At 63.3% G+C, this 23,517-nt stretch carries 21 protein-coding genes and 8 tRNA genes; 6 read left to right on the top strand and 23 right to left on the bottom strand.

The window, feature by feature from the left end; translation table 11 throughout:
* Positions 1 to 68: 68 nt before the first annotated feature.
* From fabV to soxR, 10 genes are all read right to left on the bottom strand, one after another.
* Positions 69 to 1,298, bottom strand: a complete 1,230-nt coding sequence (fabV, locus tag VGN46_RS00690) for an enoyl-ACP reductase FabV (RefSeq protein WP_331639559.1) — start codon at positions 1,296 to 1,298, stop codon at positions 69 to 71.
* Positions 1,299 to 1,426: 128 nt separating this feature from the next.
* Positions 1,427 to 3,337, bottom strand: a complete 1,911-nt coding sequence (locus VGN46_RS00695) for a SurA N-terminal domain-containing protein (RefSeq protein WP_331639561.1) — start codon at positions 3,335 to 3,337, stop codon at positions 1,427 to 1,429.
* 83 nt (positions 3,338 to 3,420) lie between these two features.
* Positions 3,421 to 3,497 (bottom strand) — tRNA-Asp (locus VGN46_RS00700).
* 9 nt (positions 3,498 to 3,506) lie between these two features.
* Positions 3,507 to 3,581: transfer RNA gene (locus VGN46_RS00705), tRNA-Val, on the bottom strand.
* Positions 3,582 to 3,596: 15 nt separating this feature from the next.
* A complete protein-coding gene (locus VGN46_RS00710) occupies positions 3,597 to 3,869 on the bottom strand; it encodes an HU family DNA-binding protein (RefSeq protein WP_331639563.1) in 273 nt (90 codons plus the stop codon).
* A gap of 334 nt (positions 3,870 to 4,203) precedes the next feature.
* Entirely contained in the window at positions 4,204 to 6,711 is a 2,508-nt protein-coding gene (lon, locus tag VGN46_RS00715) for an endopeptidase La (protein ID WP_331639565.1), read from the bottom strand.
* Positions 6,712 to 6,881: 170 nt separating this feature from the next.
* Positions 6,882 to 8,171, bottom strand: a complete 1,290-nt coding sequence (gene clpX, locus VGN46_RS00720; RefSeq protein ID WP_331639567.1) for an ATP-dependent Clp protease ATP-binding subunit ClpX — start codon at positions 8,169 to 8,171, stop codon at positions 6,882 to 6,884.
* Positions 8,172 to 8,271: 100 nt separating this feature from the next.
* Positions 8,272 to 8,898 carry an ATP-dependent Clp endopeptidase proteolytic subunit ClpP gene (clpP, locus tag VGN46_RS00725; RefSeq protein ID WP_331639569.1) on the bottom strand — a complete coding sequence of 209 codons (627 nt, stop codon included), beginning with the start codon at positions 8,896 to 8,898 and terminating at the stop codon, positions 8,272 to 8,274.
* Positions 8,899 to 8,947: 49 nt separating this feature from the next.
* Positions 8,948 to 10,240: a trigger factor gene (tig, locus tag VGN46_RS00730; protein WP_331639570.1), complete on the bottom strand. Its 1,293-nt coding sequence runs from the start codon at positions 10,238 to 10,240 to the stop codon at positions 8,948 to 8,950.
* Positions 10,241 to 10,416: 176 nt separating this feature from the next.
* Positions 10,417 to 10,851 carry a redox-sensitive transcriptional activator SoxR gene (gene soxR, locus VGN46_RS00735; protein WP_331639572.1) on the bottom strand — a complete coding sequence of 145 codons (435 nt, stop codon included), beginning with the start codon at positions 10,849 to 10,851 and terminating at the stop codon, positions 10,417 to 10,419.
* A gap of 92 nt (positions 10,852 to 10,943) precedes the next feature.
* Between soxR and VGN46_RS00740 the strand changes: the two genes are divergently transcribed.
* From VGN46_RS00740 to VGN46_RS00750, 3 genes are all read left to right on the top strand, one after another.
* Entirely contained in the window at positions 10,944 to 12,332 is a 1,389-nt protein-coding gene (locus VGN46_RS00740; RefSeq protein ID WP_331639574.1) for an MFS transporter, read from the top strand.
* A gap of 150 nt (positions 12,333 to 12,482) precedes the next feature.
* A complete protein-coding gene (locus VGN46_RS00745; protein ID WP_331639576.1) occupies positions 12,483 to 12,869 on the top strand; it encodes a hypothetical protein in 387 nt (128 codons plus the stop codon).
* A gap of 4 nt (positions 12,870 to 12,873) precedes the next feature.
* Entirely contained in the window at positions 12,874 to 13,167 is a 294-nt protein-coding gene (locus VGN46_RS00750) for a hypothetical protein (protein ID WP_331639578.1), read from the top strand.
* A gap of 106 nt (positions 13,168 to 13,273) precedes the next feature.
* On the opposite strand, the gene VGN46_RS00755 is transcribed toward VGN46_RS00750, so the two are convergent.
* The 9 genes from VGN46_RS00755 to rlmE all read right to left on the bottom strand — a co-directional run bounded on the left by VGN46_RS00755 (position 13,274) and on the right by rlmE (position 18,549).
* Positions 13,274 to 13,358, bottom strand: a tRNA-Leu gene (locus VGN46_RS00755).
* A 56-nt stretch (positions 13,359 to 13,414) separates the two neighbouring features.
* Positions 13,415 to 15,064, bottom strand: coding sequence for a phosphoethanolamine--lipid A transferase (locus VGN46_RS00760; protein ID WP_331639580.1), 1,650 nt, complete (start codon positions 15,062 to 15,064; stop codon positions 13,415 to 13,417).
* Positions 15,065 to 15,171: 107 nt separating this feature from the next.
* Positions 15,172 to 15,247: transfer RNA gene (locus VGN46_RS00765), tRNA-Lys, on the bottom strand.
* Between the two features lie 28 nt (positions 15,248 to 15,275).
* Positions 15,276 to 15,352 (bottom strand) — tRNA-His (locus VGN46_RS00770).
* 13 nt (positions 15,353 to 15,365) lie between these two features.
* Positions 15,366 to 15,442, bottom strand: a tRNA-Arg gene (locus VGN46_RS00775).
* 24 nt (positions 15,443 to 15,466) lie between these two features.
* A tRNA-Pro gene (locus tag VGN46_RS00780) sits at positions 15,467 to 15,543 on the bottom strand.
* Between the two features lie 137 nt (positions 15,544 to 15,680).
* A tRNA-Arg gene (locus VGN46_RS00785) sits at positions 15,681 to 15,757 on the bottom strand.
* A 213-nt stretch (positions 15,758 to 15,970) separates the two neighbouring features.
* On the bottom strand, positions 15,971 to 17,902 hold the full coding sequence (gene ftsH, locus VGN46_RS00790) for an ATP-dependent zinc metalloprotease FtsH (protein ID WP_331639582.1): 1,932 nt from the start codon (positions 17,900 to 17,902) through the stop codon (positions 15,971 to 15,973).
* Positions 17,899 to 18,549 (bottom strand): 23S rRNA (uridine(2552)-2'-O)-methyltransferase RlmE, encoded by a 651-nt coding sequence (gene rlmE / locus VGN46_RS00795; RefSeq protein ID WP_331639584.1) that lies wholly within the window; start codon positions 18,547 to 18,549, stop codon positions 17,899 to 17,901. The genes ftsH and rlmE overlap by 4 nt, the downstream gene beginning before the upstream one ends.
* An 88-nt stretch (positions 18,550 to 18,637) precedes the next feature.
* Here rlmE and VGN46_RS00800 point away from each other — a divergent pair, with 88 nt between their 5' ends.
* From VGN46_RS00800 to panE, 3 genes are read left to right on the top strand one after another with little or no spacing between them, the layout of a single operon-like run.
* Positions 18,638 to 18,934, top strand: a complete 297-nt coding sequence (locus VGN46_RS00800; RefSeq protein WP_331639586.1) for a YhbY family RNA-binding protein — start codon at positions 18,638 to 18,640, stop codon at positions 18,932 to 18,934.
* A gap of 7 nt (positions 18,935 to 18,941) precedes the next feature.
* Positions 18,942 to 19,322: an Mth938-like domain-containing protein gene (locus VGN46_RS00805; protein ID WP_331639588.1), complete on the top strand. Its 381-nt coding sequence runs from the start codon at positions 18,942 to 18,944 to the stop codon at positions 19,320 to 19,322.
* A gap of 6 nt (positions 19,323 to 19,328) precedes the next feature.
* Complete coding sequence (gene panE / locus VGN46_RS00810; protein WP_331639590.1) at positions 19,329 to 20,264, top strand: 2-dehydropantoate 2-reductase; 936 nt, start codon at positions 19,329 to 19,331, stop codon at positions 20,262 to 20,264.
* A 113-nt stretch (positions 20,265 to 20,377) separates the two neighbouring features.
* On the opposite strand, the gene VGN46_RS00815 is transcribed toward panE, so the two are convergent.
* Genes VGN46_RS00815 through surE form a run of 4 tightly spaced genes read right to left on the bottom strand, consistent with a single transcriptional unit; the run spans position 20,378 to position 23,514 of the window.
* On the bottom strand, positions 20,378 to 21,385 hold the full coding sequence (locus tag VGN46_RS00815) for a peptidoglycan DD-metalloendopeptidase family protein (RefSeq protein WP_331639592.1): 1,008 nt from the start codon (positions 21,383 to 21,385) through the stop codon (positions 20,378 to 20,380).
* Between the two features lie 23 nt (positions 21,386 to 21,408).
* A complete protein-coding gene (locus VGN46_RS00820; protein WP_331639595.1) occupies positions 21,409 to 22,017 on the bottom strand; it encodes a DedA family protein in 609 nt (202 codons plus the stop codon).
* 29 nt (positions 22,018 to 22,046) lie between these two features.
* The gene (locus tag VGN46_RS00825; RefSeq protein ID WP_331639647.1) at positions 22,047 to 22,682 is read right to left on the bottom strand and encodes a protein-L-isoaspartate(D-aspartate) O-methyltransferase; all 636 of its coding nucleotides are present in this window, start codon (positions 22,680 to 22,682) and stop codon (positions 22,047 to 22,049) included.
* Positions 22,683 to 22,731: 49 nt separating this feature from the next.
* A complete protein-coding gene (gene surE, locus VGN46_RS00830; RefSeq protein WP_331639597.1) occupies positions 22,732 to 23,514 on the bottom strand; it encodes a 5'/3'-nucleotidase SurE in 783 nt (260 codons plus the stop codon).
* Positions 23,515 to 23,517 lie beyond the last annotated feature (3 nt).

A 23,517-nucleotide genomic window follows, 5' to 3' on the forward strand; every position in this document is an offset into this window, starting at 1 on the left:
CGCGCTTGCGCGCGATGGAGGTTGCATCGAGCACCCATCGCGCGCAAGCGCGCTCCTACAAGAGGCGGTCAGGCTTGTAGCTGGATGACGTCCCACTGGACGTCTGCGTTGACGTCGGCGTCGTAATCCACGCCCTTGGCCTCGAAGCCGAACAGCTTGATGAATTCGTGCTTGTAGCCGGCGTAGTCGGTCTCGGTCAGCAGGTTGGCCGTGGTCACGTTGGGCCAGAGGGCCTTGCACTCGGCCTGCACGTCATCGCGCAGCTCCCAGTCGTCCAGGCGCACGCGGCCTTCGGGATCGGTCTCCGCCGGCTTGCCGTCGGTGCGGTATAGGCGATCGTGGAACAGGCGGTTGATCTGCTCGATGCAGCCTTCGTGGAGACCCTTGGCCTTCATGATCTTGAAGACCATGGAGACGTAGAGCGGGATCACCGGGATGGCCGAGCTGGCCTGCGTGACGACCGACTTCAGCACGCCCACATAGGAGCGCAGGTGAAGACCGCTGTGGCGCGCGCCCAGTTCATGTGCCGTCCGCTCAAGGTGCTCCTTGGCGAGGCCCAGGGTGCCACGGCGGTACATCGGCCAGGTCGTTTCCGTGCCGATGTAGCTGTACGCGACAGTCGTGGCGTTGTCTGCGAGCACGCCCGCGTCCGCCAGCGCGTCGATCCACAGGGCCCAATCCTCCCCGCCCATGACGGTGACCGTATCCTTCTTTTCCTGCTCGGTGGCTGGCTCGACGGTTGCTTCGACCACTTCGTTCTTGTTGGTGTCGACCGAGGACGCCTTGAAGACCTCGCCTACCGTCTTCAGCGCAGAACGCACCACGGTACCCGGCTCACCCAGCTTCGTGCCTTCCGGCAGTTTGCGCACGGGAGAGGCCAGCGAATAGACGACCAGGTCGACCTTGCCACCCATTTCGTTCTTGATGATCTCGATGGCCTTGGCGCGGGTCTCGTTGGCGAAGGCGTCGCCATTGATCGATTTCGCGAACAGGCCAGCCTTGCGGGCAAGCGTGTCGAACGCAGCCGCGTTGTACCAGCCGGCCGTGCCGGTCTTGGTCTCGCTGGAAGGCTTTTCGAAGAACACGCCCAGGGTATCGGCGCCCTGGCCGAAGGCGGCCGTGATACGCGAGGCCAGGCCGTAGCCGGTGGACGAACCGATGACCAGCACCTTCTTCGGGCCTGCGGCGAACGCGCCACTGGCCTTGGTGATAGCGATCTGCTCTTCGACATTCTTCGCACAGCCGACCGGGTGGGCGGTGGTGCAGATGAAGCCACGAACCTTGGGTTGAATGATCACGGGTGCTCCCTTTGACGCGATAAGACCGCCATTCTAAATCGGGAGGCGGTCCATGCGCTGCCGCATGTTACGAGGCAAAAAAAACCCCGCCGGTGGGCGGGGTTCTTCGAACGCCAGGGTGGCCTGGCTTACATGCGATCGCTGGCGACGATGACCTTCGCCTTGGCGCGCAGGGCCTCGATGTACTCCATGGTCACGGCACGTGCCATGGCGTCCATCATCTGGCCGCGCAGGGCATCACGGGTGGCCTTTTCGACCTTGGCCGGATCGCCATCGGTGACCTTGTCCACGGCGACCACGGCGTAGTTGCCGTTATCGATGCGAACCGCGGACCAGGCCACCTTGCCCGCGGCCGGGCGCGGCAGCGAGAACGCCTCGCGCAGGACGGCCGGGGGCACATCCTTGGCTTCGCCGAGTTTGCTACGGGTCAGACCCGTCGCGTTCTGCACGGGCGCCTTGGCGAGTGCGGCGACATCGCCACCCTTCGCCGCCTGGATGACCAGATCGTCAGCCTGCTTCTTCGCCAGGGCATCGACGCGCTCGTCAAGAATCCGCTGGCGGATGATGTCCTTGACGCTCGCGATCGGCTGCGGCGTCGCGGCGTTGTGCTTGGAAAGGTGCATGACAATGGCATCGCCCTTGCCAATCTGCACGAGCGACGAGTTGTTGCCCTGGTTCAGCACATCGTCGGCGAACGCGGCCTGGATAAACTTCGGATCCTGCGGAATACCTTCGCCGCCCTTGTGACCGAACAGCGGGCTGGTCTTGATCTCGAGGCCGAGTTCCTTCGCTACCGCATCGAGCGAGCCCGGGTTGCGCTCGGCGAGATCGGCGAGCTGGCCCGCCTTTTCGTTGTACAGGCGCTCGCCTTCGGCCTTGGCCCAATCGCTGGCCAGCTGGCCGCGCACCTCGGCGAACGGCTTGGCGTCGCCTTCGCGGGCATCGCGCAGCCAGATGATGTGATAACCCTCATCCGGCGACAGGATCGGCTCCTTGCTGACTTCGCCCTTCTTCATGGCGAACAGCGCCGTATCAAACGCCGGGTTGGTCACGCCCTTTTCGAGCCAGCCCAGATCACCGCCCGTACGCTTGGAACCGAGATCGTCCGAATTCTCCGCGGCGAGCTTGGCGAAGTTTTCCGGGGTCGCTTCGGCAGCGATCTTCTTTGCCTTCTCGAGCGCGGCCTTCTGCTGGTCGGGCGTGGCGTTCTTCGGCACGTTGATCAGGATGTGCGAAGCCATACGCTGTTCGGGCTGCGCGTAACGCTGCTTGAACTTGGCGTAGTACTCGTGCAGTTGCTCGTCGGTGGGCTCGCCCAGCTTCAGGTCGGCCTGCTTCACTTCGAGATACAGCACGGAGACCTGCTCCGGCGTGGTGTAGTCGGCGATATGCGCCTTGTAGAACGTATCGATCTCGCCATCGGCCACATTCGCATCGGTGAGCGACGGGCGCGGCAAGTCGATGAAATGCAGGTCGCGCTGCTGGTCATGCAGGCGGAAGAAGTTGTCGACGTCGGCATCGCTGACCAGCGTGGTGGCCGAGATGGCCTCCGGCAGCATCTGCGTCGCCAGGCTGGAGCGCACCTTGGCTTCGTACATCGCCGGCGTCATGCCCTGCGAGGCAAGCACGGCGCGGTAGGTGCCCGGATCGAAACGACCATCGACCTGGAAGCCCTGGTCGGTACCGATCGTGTCACGCACGGCGAGATCGGAGACGGCCAGGCCGAGATCCGTATTGGCCTTCTGCAACAGCACCTGGTTGATCATGCCCTCGAGGATCTGCTGCTTGAGCTCGGGCTTTTCGAGATCGGCCACCGTGTACGGCGAGTTCGGCGAGGCGGCGATCTGCTGGCGCAGCTCAGTCATCCTGGCCTGCCAATCCTGCTGCGAAATCTCGTGGTCATCGACCTTCGCCACGAACGTATCGGTATGCGATACGAAGTACGACTCGATGCCGAAGAAGGCGACGGCGAACACGCAGATGCCAAGGATGATGGCAGCGGGCCAGCCGTGGATCTTGTTACGCAGGGCTTGCAGCATGATGCGACTCGCACAGGTGACGCCGGCAACCCGTTGCCGGCGGTAGATAAAACAAAGGCGCCACACGGGCGCCTTTGCAGGATTGGCGGAGTGGACGGGACTCGAACCCGCGACCTCCGGCGTGACAGGCCAGCATTCTAACCGACTGAACTACCACTCCACTTCCCGTTGGTGGGTGCTGAGGGGATCGAACCCCCGACCAGCGCCGTGTAAAGGCGACGCTCTACCGCTGAGCTAAGCACCCGCAACGGTAAGCCGTTTAGTTTACGTGATCCTTGAGCGCCTTACCAGCGGTGAAGGCCGGAACCTTCGATGCCGGGATCTTGATCTCTTCGTTGGTGCGCGGGTTACGACCCGTGCGGGCGGCGCGGCTGCGCAGCTTGAACGTGCCGAAGCCGACGAGGGCAACGTCTTCGCCCTTCTTCAGCGTGTCCTTCACCGCTTCGATGAGGCCTTCGAGCGCCTTGGCAGCGTCAGCCTTCGACAGCTCGGACTTCTCAGCGATGGCGGCGATGAGATCGGTTTTGTTCATTACGTGACTCCCTAAAGGTAATTCGGAACGCCGGACGGCGATCCCGGACGAAAATACGTCAGATCAACGGACCTGCCATGGGCATGATCGGCGACCCCGCGATGCATGGCGCCCTTGCGGCGCGGGCGATGGCGGAATGGCCTTTATACCAGCGCCCTTCCCCAGCCGCAACACGAGCAATACCAACGTTTTCAGCGAAAGTGCATCATTCGGGGAGGCTTGCGCAAAAGGAAAAAAACGATTATCGCGGTTACTTAATGACAAGACCGCGAAAACAAAAAGGACGCGCTCATGGCGCGCCCTTTTTGTCGCTACAGCAAACGGTTACATCAAATCAATGCGTAAGCGAGGGGGAGTTCTTCCCCTTGCCGCCTTTGCCCGATTTGCGTGTTACCTCAACGCCCTTCCCGTCCTCGGCCTTGACCGGCCCCAACGGGCGCTCAAGAGCGAGATCCAGCACTTCATCAATCCACTTCACTGGATGGATCTCCAGCGAGCTGGTGATGTTCTCGGGCAAGTCGACGAGGTCCTTGCGGTTCTCTTCCGGGATGATCACCGTCGTGATGCCGCCGCGGTGCGCTGCCAGCAGCTTCTCCTTGAGGCCGCCGATGGGCAGCACGCGACCACGCAAGGTGATCTCACCGGTCATGGCGATCTCAGAGCGTACCGGCACCTTGGTAAGCGCCGACACGAGTGCCGTGCACATGGCGATACCCGCGCTCGGACCATCCTTCGGTGTCGCACCCTCGGGCACGTGGATATGGATATCAAGCTTTTCGTGGAAATCCGGCTCGATGCCGAAGCCTGCGGCACGTGCGCGTACGACGCTCAGCGCTGCCTGGATCGATTCCTTCATCACATCGCCCAACTGGCCCGTATGGATCAGGCGACCCTTACCGGGAACCACCGAGGCTTCAATGCTGAGCAGGTCGCCACCGACCTGGGTCCACGCCAGGCCCGTCACCAGGCCCACTTCGTTCTGCTGCTCGGCACGGCCAAAATCGAAGCGACGCACGCCCAGGTAATGATCGAGGTTGCTCGCATCCACGCGCACCTGGCCCGGCGCGAGCGCCTTGCCCTTCGCGCCCTTTGCGGCGGATTTCGTGACCTTGGCCTTAGCGCTGGCCGGCACGGTGCCCAGGGCGAGCTCCTTCACCACCTTGCGGCAGATCTTCGAGATCTCGCGCTCCAGGTTACGCACGCCCGATTCGCGGGTGTAGTAGCGAACGATGTCACGCAGCGCGTCATCGGCGATGGTCAGCTCCTCGCCCTTCAGGCCGTTGGCCTTGAGCTGTTTCGTGAGCAGGTATTTCTGCGCGATGTTGAGCTTTTCGTCCTCGGTGTAACCCGGGATACGAATGACCTCCATGCGATCAAGCAACGGACCGGGAATATTCAGCGAATTCGCCGTGGCTACCCACATCACTTCGGACAGATCGAGATCGACCTCGAGGTAGTGGTCGTTGAACGCGTGGTTCTGCTCGGGATCGAGCACTTCCAGCAGCGCCGACGATGGGTCGCCGCGGAAGTCCATCGACATCTTGTCGATTTCATCGAGCACGAACAGCGGATTCTTCGTACCGACCTTGTTGAGATTCTGCACGATGCGGCCCGGCATCGAACCGATGTAGGTACGACGGTGGCCACGAATCTCGGCCTCATCACGCACGCCGCCCAGGCTCATGCGAACGAACTTGCGGTTCGTCGCCTTGGCAATGGACTGGCCAAGCGAGGTCTTGCCCACGCCGGGCGGGCCGACCAGGCAAAGAATCGGACCCTTCATGGTGTTGACGCGCTGCTGCACCGCCAGGTATTCGAGGATGCGCTCCTTGACCTTCTCAAGGCCGAAGTGATCGGCGTCGAGGGTTTCCTGGGCGAGTGCCAGATCCTTGAGGATCTTGCTGCGTTTCTTCCACGGCACGCCGACCACCCAGTCGAGGTAGTTGCGAACCACCGTGGCTTCCGCCGACATCGGCGACATCTGCTTGAGCTTGTTGAACTCCTGGCGCGCCTTCGCAAGCACCGCTTTAGGCATGCCCGCGTTGTCGATCTTCTTCTGGAGTTCTTCGATCTCGTTCGTGCCTTCCTCGCCCTCGCCGAGCTCCTTCTGGATGGCCTTCATCTGCTCGTTGAGGTAGTACTCGCGCTGGCTCTTTTCCATCTGCGACTTCACGCGGCCGCGGATACGCTTTTCTACCTGCTGCAGGTCCATCTCGCCATCGACGAGGCCGATGAGCAGCTCCAGGCGCTGACCGACATCCGAGGTCTCGAGCACCTTCTGTTTATCCCCCATGCGCACCGACAGATGCGCCGCGATCGAATCCGCCAGGCGCGACGGATCGTCGATGCCGGAGAGCGTCGCGAGGATTTCGGGCGGCAACTTGCGGCTTTGCTTGACCAGTTGCTCGAAGAGCGAAACCAGCGAACGCGAAACGACATCAAGTTCGCGCTCGCTGCCGGTGTAGACCGGCTCGATAACGCGAGCGCGACCGCGCAACATGCCGCCTTCGTCTTCGTACGATTCGATCTGCACGCGCGACTGGCCTTCCACCAGCACCTTGACCGTGCCATCGGGAAGTTTGAGCAACTGCAACACACCGGCCAGCGTGCCCACCTGGTGCAGGTCATCCACCGACGGGTCGTCAATATCCGGGCTCTTCTGCGCGACGAGCAGGATCTGCCGTTCGCCTTCCATCGCCTGCTCGAGCGCGCGCATGGATTTGTCGCGACCGACGAACAGAGGGATGACCATGTGTGGGTAGACGACGACATCGCGCAGGGGGAGGACCGGCAACAGGTCCAGCGCGGCTCCGCTCGTGGTTTGGCTGCGATTCTTCGCCATGTGTCTGGGATTTCCCTCAAAGAGTTGGGGTTCGCCCCGACACTGCGCCGGGGCCACCATGGTAGTCAAGTGGAGGTTCGCGAAGGGACCATCAAGGGCCAGGACTACATACAAAAACGGCCCCGACGCTTTTCAGCGCCGGGGCCGCCTGTGTGCCTTACCGGAGAGGATCAGGCGGCGTCGCCGCCCTCACCCGCGATCCGTTGCTGCAAATTGCCGCGATAGATCAGGTACGGCTCGGCCTGGCCATCGATGACCGCATCATCCACCACCACCTTGCTGACGTGCTCCAGCGACGGCAGCTCGAACATGGTGTCGAGCAGGACCTGCTCGAGGATGGTGCGAAGGCCACGAGCACCGGTCTTCCGCTTCAGCGCGCGCTTGGCGATGGCGGAGAGGGCTTCCGGACGGAATTCCAGCTCGGCACCTTCCATGTCGAACAGCTTGCGGAACTGCTTGGTGACCGCGTTCTTCGGCTCGGTGAGGATCTGCACCAGCGCCGCCTCGTCGAGCTCATCCAGCGTCGCGACGACCGGGAGACGGCCCACGAACTCAGGAATAAGACCGAAGCGCACCAGATCGGCAGGCTCGACTTCCGACAGCATCTTGCCGAGGTTTTCCGTGCGCTCCTTCGAGCGAACTTCAGCCCCGAAGCCGATGCCGGTGGTCTCGGAACGCTGCTGGATAACCTTCTCCAGCCCCGCGAACGCACCGCCGCAAATGAACAGGATATTGCGGGTATCGACCTGCAGGAACTCCTGCTGCGGATGCTTGCGGCCACCCTGCGGCGGTACCGAAGCCAGCGTACCTTCGATGAGCTTCAGCAGCGCCTGCTGCACGCCCTCGCCAGACACATCGCGGGTGATCGACGGGTTTTCGCTCTTACGCGAAATCTTGTCGATTTCATCGATGTAAACGATGCCGTTCTGCGCCTTCTCGACGTCGTAATCACACTTCTGCAGAAGCTTCTGGATGATGTTCTCGACATCTTCGCCAACGTAACCGGCTTCGGTCAGCGTCGTGGCATCCGCGATGGTGAACGGCACGTTGAGCAGGCGCGCCAGCGTTTCCGCCAGCAGCGTCTTACCCGAACCGGTCGGACCGATCAGGAGGATGTTCGACTTGCCGAGTTCGACATCGTCGTTCTTCTGGCGCGATTCCATGCGCTTGTAATGGTTGTAGACGGCAACGGACAACGCCTTTTTGGCGCGCGTCTGGCCGACCACGTACTGGTCAAGCGCTTCCATGATTTCGCGCGGCTTGGGAAGCTGGGTACGGCCGGAGGCCGCCTTTTCTTCCAGTTCCTCGCGAATGATGTCATTGCACAGCTCAACGCATTCGTCGCAGATGAACACGCTGGGGCCGGCGATAAGCTTGCGCACTTCATGCTGGCTCTTGCCGCAGAAGGAGCAGTACAGAATCTTGCCGTCGTTGGAACGGCCTTGCCGCTCGTCGGTCATGCTTTGGGCCCTACTGAGAATCCAGATGCGCTTTGAGAATAACACAGCACCCCGCCCCGGGAAGTCGGGGCGAAGTGCTGGATTTCACAAGCGAAAACGATCAAGCGGAACGGACGGTTTCGACCGTGCGCTTGTCGAGAACCGAGTCGATCAGGCCATAAGCCTGAGCTTCCGCACCGCTCATGAAGCGGTCGCGCTCGGTATCCCGGGCGATTTCCTCGACCGACTTGCCGCTGTGGTGGCCCAGGATGGCATTGAGACGCTCACGCATCGTGAGAATTTCACGGGCGTGGATCTCGATATCCGTGGCCTGGCCGGAGATGCCGCCAGCCCAGGGCTGGTGGATCATGATCCGGGAATGCGGCAGCGAGTAACGCTTGCCGGCCGCACCCGCCGCCAGCAGCAGGGCGCCCATGGAGGCGGCCTGGCCGATGCACATGGTGCTCACGTCCGGCTTCACGAACTGCATCGTGTCGTAGATCGCCATGCCCGCGGTGACGGAACCACCGGGGCTGTTGATGTACAGGTTGATGTCCTTGTCCGGGTTCTCCGACTCAAGGAACAGGAGCTGCGCGACGATCACGTTGGCCATGTAGTCGTCTACCGGGCCCACCGCGAAGATCACGCGCTCCTTGAGGAGGCGCGAGTAGATGTCGTACGAACGCTCACCGCGCGAGGTCTGTTCGACGACGATGGGCACCAGGTTGAGGTTCTGGATCGGGGACATGTGGTCTCTCCTAGGTATGGGGCCCGGTTGTTGCTGGAAGATCAGCGCCTTAGGCGCCGATCGGCCGCATGACCTCGTCGAAGCTCAGTTCCTGGTCCGAGGACTTGGCGTTATCTGCCACCCATTCGGCCACCTGGTCTTCCATCACGCGGTTCTGCAGTCCCTGCATCAGTTGGGGGTCGCTGTTATACAGTTCAATGACCTTTTCCGGCTCTTCATAGGTGGAGGCGATCGCCGTCAGCATTTCACCCATGCGCTTGCGATCGAGGCGCAGCTCGTTCTTGCGGGCGATTTCGCCCATCAGGAGCGCCGCGATGACGCGCTTGGTCGCGAACGGCAGGGCCTGGGCCACCATGTCCGGCGACGGCTGCTGGCCGCGCGGCAGGTTGCCGGCCGCCAGGCTCTGGGCCTCGGCGTTGGCCATCAGATCCGGCACATCCAGGTCCGGGTAGGCGCCAGCGAGCTTCTCAGCCACTTCCGACTTCAGGCGGGCCATCAGGGTGGCCTTGAGTTCGCGCTCCAGGTTCGCACGCACTTCCTTGCGGAAGGTCTCAACGCTGCCATCGGCCACGCCGAACAGCTGGATGAACTCGGCATCGATGGCCGGCAGGTTGGGCTCCTGCACCTTGATGATATTGAAGGTGACCTTGGCGGTCTTGCCTGCGAGCTCCGGATTACGGAAGTCGTCAGGGAAAGCCACATCCTGGACCAGGTCTTCGCCGGCGGTGCGACCCGTGAGGGCCTCATCCAGGGCCTTGAACAGGGTGCCCGAGCCGAGCACGCTGCCAGCGCGCTCCAGGCCCTCGGCCGGGAAGCGGTAATCACCCGCCTCGGCCGAGTATTCGAACATGACGAAATCGCCTTCCTGCGAGGCGCGGGCCACTTCGTCGAAGCTGCGACGCTGGGTGCGCAGGGTTTCGATCATCTTGTCGATGTCGGTGTCCTTCACCTCGGCCTTCGGGCGCGCGATCTCGAGCGCGGCCACGTCGACCGCCGGGAATTCCGGCATGACTTCGAAGGTGGCGGTGTAGGCGATCTCGCCATCGATGGCGTTGCCCGTGGTATCGACCGACGGATTGGCGATCGGCTGGAGCTTCTCCTGGTTCACGGCCTCACGCAGGGTGGTACCGATGAGGTCCGAAAGCGCCTCGCCACGGACCTGCGCGCCAAAGCGCTGCTTGATCACCGTGGTGGGCACCTTGCCGGGGCGGAAGCCCTTGAGGCGGACCGTACGGCCCATTTCCGCGATGCGCTCGGAGACCTGCGTCTCCAGACGCTCGGCCGGGAACTTCACCGTGAGCTTGCGCCCGAGCTTGCCGACATTCTCAACCGAAACCTGCATGACCTCTCCTGAAACCGCCGCTCACAGGCGGCGCGATGGCGGCATCCGCCGCCTTGACCAAAACTTAGGGATTCACCGCGAGCGCCTGGCCCCATCCCGGACCAGCCGGTGCTGACGAAAAACCCCGCAAATGACTGCCCATTCTACGTTTTGCGGTCATACCGCCGCAACAGGGCTCACGGGCCGGTCCAGCGTCGGGGGCCGCGCCCTTCGGAGGCCAGCGTATCGCCCGGGTTCGCGAGGGCGCAGGCCGACATGGAAAGGCAGCCACAGCCGATACAGTCACCGAGCCGGTCTCGCAGGTTGGTGAGCTGGGCGATGCGCTCGTCGAGATCCTGCCGCCAGCGGGCGGACAGACCGGCCCAGTCTTCCCGGCTAGGTGTACGCCCCTCCGGAAGGCTCGCCAGGGCTTGCCTGACAGCCTCCAGGGGAATGCCTACACGCTGGGCGACCCTGATCACCGCGATCCGGCGCAGCACATCACTGCCATACCGACGCTGATTCCCGGCCGTGCGCAGGCTATGGATCAGCCCCTTCCGCTCATAGAAGTGCAGCGCCGAGATCGCCACGCCGGCTCGCTGGGCCACCTCACCCACGCTCAATTCGCGCATCGCTTGACCTCAACCATGGTTCAGGTCCGATCCTCCTGCTTCCGGCCGGTATTCGCAACCGTGCGACACTCGCCCTCCCCCAAGGATCGACCATGAACGTGGGTATGTCTGACCCCAAGCTCCTCGACGCCACGGCGACCCCGGCCGAAGGCATCCTCGCTCCCCGATACCGCGCGGCCACCCTTGGCATGGTGGCCCTGATCTCGCTGATCGCCTTTGAGGCCCTGGCGGTCACGACCGCCATGCCGACCGTTGCCCGGGAGCTCGATGGCCTGCGCGTCTATGCCCTGGCCTTCGGTGGCGTTCTCGCGACCAGTGTCATCGGCATGGTGATCTCCGGGCGCTGGAGCGATCGGCGCGGCCCCGAGCCGGCACTCTGGGCAGGCCTGGGCGGATTCGTCGCGGGACTGCTCGTGGCCGGCTTTGCGCACACCATGTGGATGCTGCTGATCGGGCGCCTGATCCAAGGCCTCGGCGCGGGCCTGCTCTCCCCTGCCCTTTACGTCATCGTCGGCCGGCTCTACCCGGATCACCTGCGACCCAAGGTCTTTGCCTCGTTTTCGGCAGGCTGGGTCGTGCCGGCGCTTATCGGGCCCGCCGTCAGCGGTCTGATTGTCGAGCACGTCGGGTGGCGCTGGGTGTTTCTCGGCGTACCGCTGCTCGCCGTGCCCGCCGCCCTCGGCGTCCGCGGCGCCGTGCGCTCACTCGACCCGCCGGTTGCACACCTCAATGAGCAGCCTGGGCGCATGCTCAATGCCGTCGGCGCGTCACTAGGCGCCTGCGTTTTGTTTCTCGCCGGCCAGGAACACGGGTGGCGCGCCGTCGCGCTGCTCGTGCCCGCGCTCATCGCCCTGATCTTCTGCGGCCGCCGCCTGCTGCCGTCCGGCACGCTCCGTGCGGCGCGCGGCCTGCCTTCATTGATCGGCCTTCGCGGCCTCGTCGCATCCGCGTTCTTCGGCGCGGAAGCCTTTCTGCCACTCGCGTTCTCGCGTCAGCATGGCCTGTCCCCGACGTGGTCCGGCCTTGCGATCAGCGTGGGCGCTGTCGGCTGGTTCTCCGGCTCGTGGTACCAGGGGCATCTCGCAAAGATCTCGCGCCAGGGTTTGTTGAATCGTGGCACGGGTCTCATGGCCATCGGCACCGTCGTGGCCGGGCTCGCGATGTTCGCCGCCACACCTGTCCCCATCGCGGTACTTGGCTGGCTCGTCACCGGACTAGGCATCGGCATGGTGTACGGCACCGTCTCGACACTCACGCTATCGATGTCGGCCGCGCACGAGCAAGGCACGAACGCATCGGCATTACAGCTGTGCGAGTCGCTCGCCGTCGCGTCGACGCTCGCCATCGGCGGCTCGCTGTTTGCGGCATTACTCAATGTGTCGCAGACCATGGCCTTCGGTGCGAACTTCGCGATCACTGTCGTGTTGGCATGGCTCGCAAACATCGTTGCTCGTCGAACCGGCGCGCCAGTGCAGATATAGCAAGGCATAGCAGACGCCTTACATCGACGACGCGAGATAGGGAAAAATCCTACACACGGGGTCGGCCGCGCCCGTCTGGCCCGAGCCGCGAGCAGAGCGTAGCTTGTGCACCAAGGCAACTAGTGCCCGCTCGCTGAAGGATGACAAGGAATGGATGGTTCACGATCGGTGGATGAACGCATGGCCGCTGCGGAATTGAACCGCACGCTGATGGACGCATGGAAGCTTCAGGCCGAGACCATGAAGCTGCGCGCCGAGGCCGAGTGGAAGCTCGCCCTCGACGCAATGAAAGTGCGCGCTGAGTCGTCGAAGCTCAACGCGGAAGCCGCGAAGCTCGACGAAGAGGCGCAAACCCTTCGCGCCAGAAAGGCCGCCATTGAAGCGCAAACCGCGGCGCGGACCGCGCGATTTGAAGCCGAGGCGGCCAAAATCCAGGCCGAGACCCGCTACTACCCATTGATCGGTCTTGGCGCCATCGTGGTGACGGCAATCAGCGCGATCGCGGCCCTGGTGGTTGCGCTGATCAAGATGCCGTAACGACATGGACGGCAACTACTCGATGGACGATCGCATGGCTCATGCGGAGTTGATGCGCACCCTTGCTGAAGCGACAAAGCTGCAGGTCGAAACGATCAAGTACCAATGCGAAGCGAGCCGCATGCACCTAGAACAGCAAAAGCTGTTCGACCTGCAACGCTCGAAGCTAGCGGCGGATGTCGACAAGACCACCGTCGAAGCACGCTGGCATCCCTTCTGGATCCTCGCGACCAGCCTTGCTGGGGCACTCACCGCGGCGGCGGCCATTTTCGCAGCAGGTTGGAAGCTCTCGCATTGAACGGCGGCTGGACTCGGCCAGTCCGGAGCCCACATCGCCACGATGATCTCCTAACTCCAACGAAAACGCCCCGGACCATTGTAGCCCGGGGCGTTTTCGTATCATCTGGTGCGAAAGGGGGGACTCGAACCCCCACGGGTTACCCCGCCAGAACCTAAATCTGGTGCGTCTACCAATTCCGCCACTCTCGCTCGCGGCGTCATTCTAGGGGTAGCCAAGCTGCCGGTCCACAGGTGCTCGCCTGGGTTCAGCCCTGGCATCCAGCCAGCAAGTCGAGTTCTGGCTTGTAAACCTCGCTACGCGTGCCGAAGAAGCCCAGCAACGTATGGAAGACGTTGTCCTGGCTGGCCGGCTGTACGCGCCGCTGCGCCATGCAATCCAGGCGCACCCCGCTGTCGCGCACCCAACCGGGCGAGAGCCACATCAGCATCGGGATGTGCTTCTGCTGGCTGGGCGCCGTGGCCCAATCTGCGCCGTGCAGGTACACGTCGTTCTCACCCAGCGATTCGCCGTGATCGGAGAGGTACATCATGGCGCTGTCTACGTCGGGCTGGGCCTTCAAGGCATCCACCACTTCGCCAAGGATATGGTCGGTGTAGAGGATCGTGTTGTCGTAGCTCGCCACGGTCTGCGCGTAGGTGCAGGTCTGCACTTCGGCGGTGTCGCAGCCTGGCTTGAAGACGCTGAACTCCTTCGGATACCGCTGGAAGTACGCCGGGCCGTGACTGCCCTTGATATGCAGCACCAGCAGCGCGGGCGAGCGCATCTTCGCCAGGCGCTCGGGCAGATCCGATACCAGGACCTGGTCGAAGCAACCATTGGCATCGCAGAGGCCGGCGATCTTCGCGTCGGTCAGGTCGTCGTTCGGTACCCGCTCGCAGACATCCTTGCAGCCTTCATCGTTATCGCGCCAGAACACGTCGACCCCTGCGTGCTGCAGCACATCGAGCGCGTTCCAATGTGCCTTGGCCACCGGCTTGTCGAACTTCTCGCGCGTCATGTTCGAGAACATGCACGGCACCGACACCGTCGTCGCCGTGCCGCAAGACCAGGCATCACTGAAATAGATCGCACCCGCGCGCGTCATCTCCGGATTCGTGTCGCGCCCGTAGCCCTGAAGCGACTGGTTCTGCGCCCGCGCGGTCTCGCCCACCACCAGCACCACCACCCGCTTGCGCGCCGCCATCGCGGCGTTGGGTGCCAGCGTGGCATCGGTACCGATCGGGGTCATGGTCTTCTTCTTACGGAAGACATCGCGTTGCAGGTAATGGAAAGTCCCACTGAGGGCCGCGTACGGGTGGTACACGTCGTACATGCCACGGTGGTTGCGCTCGAAGTAAACGTAGCTACGCCCCATGAGCATCGGCGGCACTGTCAGCAGGACGACCGCAGCCACGATGATCGCGGCACGCAAGCCAAGACTGCGCCACAGGGGCAGGAAGCGGACCGGAACAAGCGCGACGAGCACGGCCGGCAAGATACCGAACAAGGCCATCCAGCCAAGGAACGCTGGCGTGATCAGCGCCATAGCTTCAGCGCGTGTCGTCTCGAAAATGCTTTGGATGATTTCCTCGTTCAGACGCACGCCAAACGTCTGCGTGTAGTACGCACTGGCGGCGGATACCAGGATCAGCAGCACCAGCAGTGTCTTGCCGATGCGCGGCCAGATGACCAGGGCTAACGTCAGGATGAGGTTGGCGACGAGCCGACACCAAACGGTCACGCTCAAGGCCCAGAATCCAGTCAGGCCACGTGACGCCGCAAGGGTGTCGTGCACCTCAGCCCAAAGGCTGCGATTGAGTGCGATGAGGATATACGCGGCGACGAGGGCGCCCAGCAACCAGGCTGGGATGGAGCGCCTCAGACGGCGCGTGCCCATGTTTTCTTGACTGATCATCCGGACCTTCTCCTGGCCCAGCATGATCGCGAGCACGTCAGGGATTAAACCTCGGAACGGTACAAAAGAAAAAGGCACTTAGATTTCTCTAAGTGCCTGTTCCGAATTGGTGGGCCGTGTAAGATTCGAACTTACGACCAATTGATTAAGAGTCAACTGCTCTACCAACTGAGCTAACGGCCCGGAAACGTAAATTGTAACACTTCAAAAGTGGGGTGGACGATGGGATTCGAACCCACGACATCCGGAATCACAATCCGGTACTCTAACCAACTGAGCTACGCCCACCATAAACCTGAACTGGCGCGCCCGACAGGAATCGAACCTGCAACCGTCGGCTTAGAAGGCCGATGCTCTATCCGGTTGAGCTACAGGCGCAGGCACTGTACGTAGAGCACCGATTGGTCGGGGCAGAGGGATTCGAACCCCCGACATCCAGCTCCCAAAGCTGGCGCTCTACCAGACTGAGCTATACCCCGAAACCTTAAACCGCACCGATGTCCTGGTGAAGTTTTCAGATGCTACGGGTCAAAGCCTAGCCCGTCAATCCGTTTGAACACACCACACTTTCTACCACCACCATTGAAATGCATGCGACTCAATGGTGTTTTAAAAATGGTGCGCCCGGAGAGATTCGAACTCCCGACCACCAAGTTCGTAGCCTGGTACTCTATCCAACTGAGCTACGGGCGCACACTTAAAACCTTTGACTCGACAGATACCGCTGTGAAGCGTTTCCGCCGTGTCGAGAAGCGGAATTATTCAGGTATCAGGGGTGTGCGTCAACACTTTTTTGAAACTTTTTTTCGCGCGACGGTAACAGTTGGCGTAATTGGACGGCTAAATTGTTGTCGCAGCGGGGTTTGAGTCTTCAAACAAGAAGGGCGGCCTATGGCCGCCCTTCCCTTACAGCTGCGTCGCAGGCTTGCCGACCTTGTCCGGCGCCGAGCCGGAGTCGCCACGCGGCGGCGGTGGCGGCGTGGCGCCCGGCTTCTGCCAGTCGGCCGGCGGACCCGGCTCGCGGTTGTTCATGATGTCGTCGATCTGGCGCGCATCGATGGTTTCGTACAGGAGCAGCGCTTCTGCCATCACATGCAGCTTGTCGATGTTGGTGGTCAAAAGCTCCTTGCTGCGCGCGTAAGCGCGATCGAGGATCGTCCTCACCACTTCATCGATCTTGCGCGCGGTCTCGTTAGAGACGCTCTTGTGCTGCGTGACGGAGCGACCAATGAAGACCTCGTCCTCCTCCTCGCCGTACATCACCGGACCGAGCTCATCCGACAGGCCCCACTTCGTGGCCATGTTGCGCGCCATCTTCGTAGCGCGCTCGATGTCATTCGATGCACCCGTGGTGATCTTGTCGGCACCGAAGATGATCTCTTCCGCGACACGACCGCCATACAGCGAAGCCAGCTGCGATTCGATCGCCACCTTGTTCATGCTGTAACGATCGCCTTCCGGCAGGTACATCGTCACGCCCAGGGCGCGACCACGCGGAATGATCGTGACCTTGTAGACCGGATCATGTTCCGGGACGAGGCGACCGATGATGGCGTGACCCGCCTCGTGGTAAGCCGTGAGCTTTTTCTCTTCGTCGTTCATCGCCATGGAGCGGCGCTCGGCACCCATCAGGATCTTGTCGCGGGCGCGGTCCATGTGGCTCATGCGCACTTCGCGGGCGTTCTCGCGTGCGGCAAACAGCGCAGCCTCGTTCACGAGGTTCGCGAGATCGGCACCGGAGAAGCCAGGCGTGCCGCGGGCGATGGTCATCGCATCGACATCGGCCGCCGTCGGCACCTTGCGCATGTGCACCTTAAGAATCTGGTCACGGCCCTTGACATCCGGCAGGCCCACGACGACCTGGCGGTCGAAGCGGCCCGGACGCAGCAGCGCCGGATCAAGCACGTCGGGGCGGTTCGTAGCAGCGATGACGATGACGCCCTCGGTGCCCTCGAAACCATCCATCTCGACCAGCAACTGGTTCAGCGTCTGCTCGCGCTCATCGTGGCCACCGCCCATGCCGGCACCGCGATGGCGGCCGACCGCGTCGATTTCATCGATGAAAATGATGCACGGGGCGTGCTTCTTCGCCTGCTCGAACATGTCGCGCACGCGGCTGGCGCCGACACCGACGAACATCTCGACGAAGTCGGAACCGGAGATCGAGAAGAACGGGACCTTGGCTTCGCCGGCAATCGCCTTGGCGAGCAGGGTCTTACCGGTACCCGGCGGACCCACCATGAGCACGCCGCGCGGAATCTTGCCACCCAGCTTCTGGAACTTGCCCGGGTCGCGCAGGAACTCGACCAGCTCGCCGACTTCTTCCTTGGCCTCGTCACAACCGGCTACATCGGTGAAGTTGACCTTGATCTGGTCTTCGCCCTGCAGCTTGGCGCGCGAGCGGCCGAAACTCATGGCGCCACGGCCACCGGAGCCCGCCTGCATCTGGCGCATGAACCAGATCAGCACAGCGACGAAGATGATGATGGGCAGCCAGTTGAACAGCAGGCCGATCAGCGAGAAGCCGTTATCCGCCGGCTCCTGGCGAAGTTCGACGCCCTTGTCGCGCATCTGCTTGACCAGGTCGCTGGTGGAAAGGCCCACGACCGGCACCACGGTGCGGTAGCTGGCGCCATCCTTCAGTTTGCCGGTGATCGTCGGCGGCGCCGAGGAGGTGATCGTGCCGCTCGCAACGTTGCCGTTGTCCACCTGCTGGGCGAAGGCGGTGTAGGACATGTCCTGCGCCGACCCGCCGTGCGGGTTGAAGGTCTGGAATACGGTTAGCAGGACCACCGCGATGATCAGCCAGAGCAACAGGTTTTTAGCCATCTCATTCATGCGCGGTTCTCGCCAGGTTGCCGGGACGCGGATTTCAGGCCGGTCGCCAGCGCATAGACCTCTCGCGAACGCGCGCGGGAGGCCTTCGGTTTACGCATCGTCACGCGACTGAAGTCAGTGCGCAAGTTCTTTAGGTAATCGTCAAAACCAGCCCCCTGGAACAGCTTCACCAGGAACGAACCGCCGGGCGTCAGCCAGTCGAGGGCGAACTGCCGGGCAAGATCGCACAGATCCATGGCGCGGATCTGGTCCGCGAGGGCCACACCCGACATATTGGGGGCCATGTCCGAGAGGACAAGATCAACTTTCTTGCCATCCAGCATGCCTTCGAGCTCGCGCAGCACGCTTTCTTCACGGAAATCGCCCTGCATGAAGTCCACGCCCGACAGGCCGACCATCGGCAGGATGTCCAGGGCGATGACTTTGCCAGACTCGCCGAGGCGCTGGCGAGCCAGCTGCGACCAGCCGCCGGGCGCGGCACCCAGGTCGACGATGGTCATGCCCGGCTTGATCAGGCGATCTTTCTCAAGCACTTCTTCCAGCTTGAAAACGGCGCGCGAACGCATCCCCTCTGCCTGGGCCCGTTTGACGTAGGGGTCGTCGAAGTGCTCCTTGAGCCAGCGGGAGCTGCTTTTACTGCGTGCCATTGGCCGGGGAATCCGCCAGATAAAGAAGAGAGGGGGGCACGCATGATACCCTTTGGGCCCTCTCCCCCGCGAATCGAACCTGAACGCAATGTCGCTCTCCCCTACGCAGCGCCGCTACCTCCGCAGCCTGGCGCACGACCTCTCCCCCGTGATCCTGCTTGGCAACAAGGGTGCCACCGAGGCCGTGGCCAAGGAACTGGGCAACGCCCTGGACCAGCACGAGCTGGTGAAGGTGAAGCTCTCGGGCGGTGACAAGGATGAGCGCCAGGCGCAGATCGCCTTCCTCACTGGCGAGACCAAGTCCGAAACCGTCCAGGAAATCGGCCACGTCGTGGTCCTGTTCCGCCGCAATGAACAGGATCCGAAGCTCGCCCTGCCCCGGTAAGCCTCCCATGGATCTCACGCTCGACCGCCCCGGCGAATACCTCTTCGTACGCCGGGTCAGCGCGGACACCGTCACCGTGGTGGACCGCGACTTCCACACCAGCCTGCTGCTCACCCCCGAACAGGTGGTCGAGGACTGGCCGGTCAGCGATGCGAAGGCCATGAGCCTCGCTGACGTGGAGACGATCGCCGCCCTCAAGCCTGAGATCGTCATCATCGGCACCGGCGAGCGCCAGGTCTTCCCACCGGCCGAGGTCATGGCGGGCTTCCTCCGCCGCGGGATCGGCGTGGAAGCCATGACCAGCGGTTCAGCCGCCCGCACCTACAGCCTGCTCTCCGGTGAAGGCCGCCGGGTGCTGGCTGCCTTCATCCTGCCCCTGCAAGGCTAAACGCCCATGCGCATCCTGGTCCTCGGCGCCGGCGGGACCGGCGGTTACTTCGGCGGGCGGCTCGCCCAGGCCGGCATCGATGTCACCTTCCTGGTTCGCCCGGCCCGTGCGGCCATGCTCGAAGCGAAAGGCCTGGTCATCCGCAGTCCGTTCGGCGACGCCACCCTCCGCGTGAAACACGTCACTGCGGAGACCGTGGCCGACGCAGGCGCCTTTGATGTCGTCCTGCTCTCGTGCAAGGCGTACGACCTGCATTCCGCGATCGAAGCCATCGACCCGGCGGTGGGCGAACACACCGCGATATGGCCGATCCTCAATGGCCTCGCCCACTACGCGGCGCTGGATGCACGCTTCGGCCCGGACAAGGTGATCGGCGGCATGTGCGTCATCAGCGCCGGAAAGGGCCCGGATGGCGAGGTGATTCACTTCGGCAATGGCGCGTCGGTTACCTTCGGTGAGCGCGATGGCGCGGACCATGCGGGCCGATGCGACGCGCTGGCTGCCGCCTTTGCCGAGGCCAAGGTCGATCACACCCAATCTAGCGATATCGTCCGCGACCTGTGGGCGAAGTTCACTTTCCTTACGACGCTCGCCGGTGGCACCTGCCTGTTCCGCGCGAGCATCGGCGATATCGTCGGCACGGACGACGGTCGCCGCCTGATCGAGCAGCTTTACGACGAATGCCTGGCCATCGCCCGCGCGTCCGGCCAGCCCGTGCCGGACCAGGCCCGGTCCATGGCGTGGAAGGTGCTGACACAGGAAGGTTCGCCGCTTACCGCATCGATGCTGCGCGACCTGGAGTCGGGGCAGAAGATTGAAGCGGACCATATCGTCGGCGACATGTTGCGACGGGCCCATGCGCAGGGAATCAAGGCGCCGATGCTGGAGACGGCGTGGGCGCATTTGCAGGCGTTTGAGGCGCGGAAGGCGCGCTCCGGCTGAGGCGGTGATCGCGCGCAAGCGCGCTCCTACAAGGGCATCGCACGCCCATCGGACAACGCACCCCCGATCGGACAACGCACACCCCCGTAGGAGCGCGCTTGCGCGCGATGCCCTTATTTGGGTGGCAGGTACTGCAATGGATCGACCGGGTTGCCATCGCGGCGGACCTGGAACTGCAACTCATCGCGCGTAGCGCCAGACGAGCCCATCTCCGCTACGGTCTGGCCGGCCTTCACCTTCTCGCCTTCCTTCACCAGACGCTTGCGGTTGTGGCCGTAGGCGGAGAGGAAGCTGTCGCTGTGCTTGATGATGACCAGCTCACCGTAGCCCACCAGGCCATTGCCGCTGTACACCACCACGCCGTCCGCGGCAGCGCGCACCGGATCGCCTGACTTGCCGCCGATTTCGATGCCCGGGATCGCATCGCCCGAGGCGAAGCGCTTGATCAGGGTGCCATCGGCCGGCCAGCGCCAGTTGATGCCGCCCGCACTACGCGTCGCACCGCTGGCGATGATCGGTGTCGATGCCGGCGGATTCTCGACGGGTGGAGGGGTCGCCGTGGGTGGCGCGGTCGGCGGCACGGGCGGCGGCACCACGGAATCCGCGGGCTTGCCGGCCACCACGACCGGCGTGTTGGTGGTCGTCGCCGGCGCAGGCGCCGAGTCTGCCTCGCTTACGCCCTGAAAGCCGGGCTGTGCGGGTTGGGCGGCCGGCGGTGCGGCGGGGTGCGTGGGCGGCGGTGCCGCCGCGACCACGACCGGCGCCGCATGGGCGGGGGCAGCCACCGGCGTGCTCTTCCCCTGGCTTGGCGGCGCCAGGCGGAGTTCCTGCCCAGGCCAGATCGTGTAGGACGAGTCGACGTTGTTCCACTTGGCCAGGTCGCGGAAATCGACCTTGTTGCGGAAGGCGATGCTGTAGAGCGTATCGCCCTTCGCTACCCGATAGGTGCCACCAGGCGGCGGAGGCGTGGGCGACTCCGTGTGCGGCGAACTGGCGTTGTAGCCCGCCGGCCGGGTCACCACGACGGAATGGCGTCGCGCGGGATCGAGATCGCTGCAGCCGGTGCCGAGAAGAACCACACCCGCCGCCACGGCTAGTGCCAGCGGGCGAAGCGGGCGCATTGCGGGTTTGCTTTCTCGGGCGCTCATCGCAGCAGGAACCACCAGGCAGCCAGGAGGATGATGGCTACGATAACAGCCCAGCCGATCCACTCAATGTGTTTGCGCAGCATCTGCTCCGCGCGTTCACCAAAGATGCGGACCAGCAGGGCCAGGAGCCATACCCGCTTGCCGCGACCGATGAGCATGCATAGCAGGAACGGGAGGATCGGCACGCCGACGATACCGGAGGCCCAGGTAACAAACTTCATCGGCACCACGGGCTGCAGGGCGGCCATGGCCAGGACGATGTAGAGCCCGAGCGAGTGCGCCTGCATGTCCTTCTGCAGATTGGCCACGCCCTCCTGGATGTGTGCCAGCAGGTGCATGGACTCGAGCAAGGGCTTCAACGCCTCGAAGGCAAAATGGCCCAGGGCATATCCCACCAGCGAACCGAGCAACGAGAACAGCAGGCTCCAGTTCGCATAGCGGAAAGCCTTGCGCGGTTCCGCCAGCATCATCGGCGCGAGCATGACCTCGGGCATGATCGGAAAGATGAAGGCTTCAGCGAACGAAAGGCCGGCGAGGTAGCGCACGGCATGGCGGTGGCGTGCCCAGACGATGGCACGCTCATAGAGCGATCCGAACAGCCGCATTCAGCGGACTCCCTTACGTGATGAGCGCATCAGCCGATGCCGCCCAGAAGCGGAACGAAACTCACTGCGCCAAGCTCTTCACGGATGACCTCGCCGTGCTCGTCCTTGCGCAGCCGCACCAGCACTTGCTGACTGGGGCTACCGACCGGGGCCACCAACACGCCACCGGGTTTCAGCTGATCAAGCAGTTGCTTGGGAATGCGATCGCCGGCGGCGGTAAGAATGATCCCATCGAACGGCGCATCCGACGGCCAGCCGAGCTTGCCGTCGTCGTGGCGCGAACGCAGGTTTTCGATACCTAGCTGGCGGAAGCGCCGACGCGCCTGGCGCAACAGTTCTTCAATGCGCTCCACGGTATACACGGTCGGCACGAGACCCGCGAGCACGGCCGCCTGATAACCCGAACCCGTGCCGATTTCGAGCACGCGCTCGGGAACGCCGTGCTCGATCAGGGCCTCGCTCATGCGTGCCACGATCCATGGTTGCGAAATGGTCTGGCCGTGGCCGATCGGCAACGCCGTATTTTCATAAGCGCGGGAATGCAGCGCCTGATCGATGAAATGGTGGCGAGGGAGTTGGCGGATCACTTCCAGCACGCGCTCGTCCCGGATGCCTTCCTCGGCCAGCTTGGCCGCGAGGCGATCACGCGCGCGTTGCGAGGTCATGCCTTCGCCACGCAACGCCGATGGTGGCAAGGCGTGCAGGTTTACCACGTCACGCCGCCTCCTCGTTTTCCATGCCCGACGAAAGCGAGAGCATCCAACTGCTCACCTTTTCCAGCGCCTGAAAACGTGTGAGATCGGTATGGATCGGCGAGACCGAAATGTAACCGCGGCTTACCGCGTTGAAATCCGTACCGGGCCCTTCGTCATCCACCTTGCCCGGTGGACCGATCCACCACATGTCGCGACCGCGCGGATCCTCGGTGCGGATGGCGGGTGCGGAGCGGTGCCGTTTACCAAGGCGAGTGACCTCGAATCCGCGGATCTCGTCCCACGGCAGGTCAGGAACATTCACGTTGAGGATCGTATCAGCGGGCAGCGGATCGACGACTAGCCGCCGCACCAACATAAGCACGGCGCTGGCGGCCGATTCGAAATGCTGGCCCGAGCCTTCTTTGGTTACCAAAGAAACAGCGATGGCGGGAAGGCCGAGGAAACGCCCCTCCATCGCCGCGGAGACGGTACCTGAATAGATCACGTCATCGCCGAGGTTGGCGCAGTTGTTGATGCCGGAGACGACGATATCGATCTCATGCTCCAGCAACCCGGACAGGGCGAGATGGACGCAATCCGTAGGCGTGCCCGCGACCCGGTAGCGGCTCTCATCCAGGCGCTGGACGCGGATGGGCGCATCGAGGGTAAGTGAGTTACTCGCGCCGGAACGGTCGCGGTCAGGGGCGACGACCGTCACTGTGCCGAACCCGGCAAGACGCTCGGCCAGGATCCGGATGCCCGGGGCCTCCACGCCGTCGTCGTTGCTAACCAGAACTTGCATGCT

Origin of the sequence: Luteibacter sp. (assembly GCF_036500425.1) — a bacterium.
Classification (GTDB): Bacteria; Pseudomonadota; Gammaproteobacteria; order Xanthomonadales; family Rhodanobacteraceae; genus Luteibacter.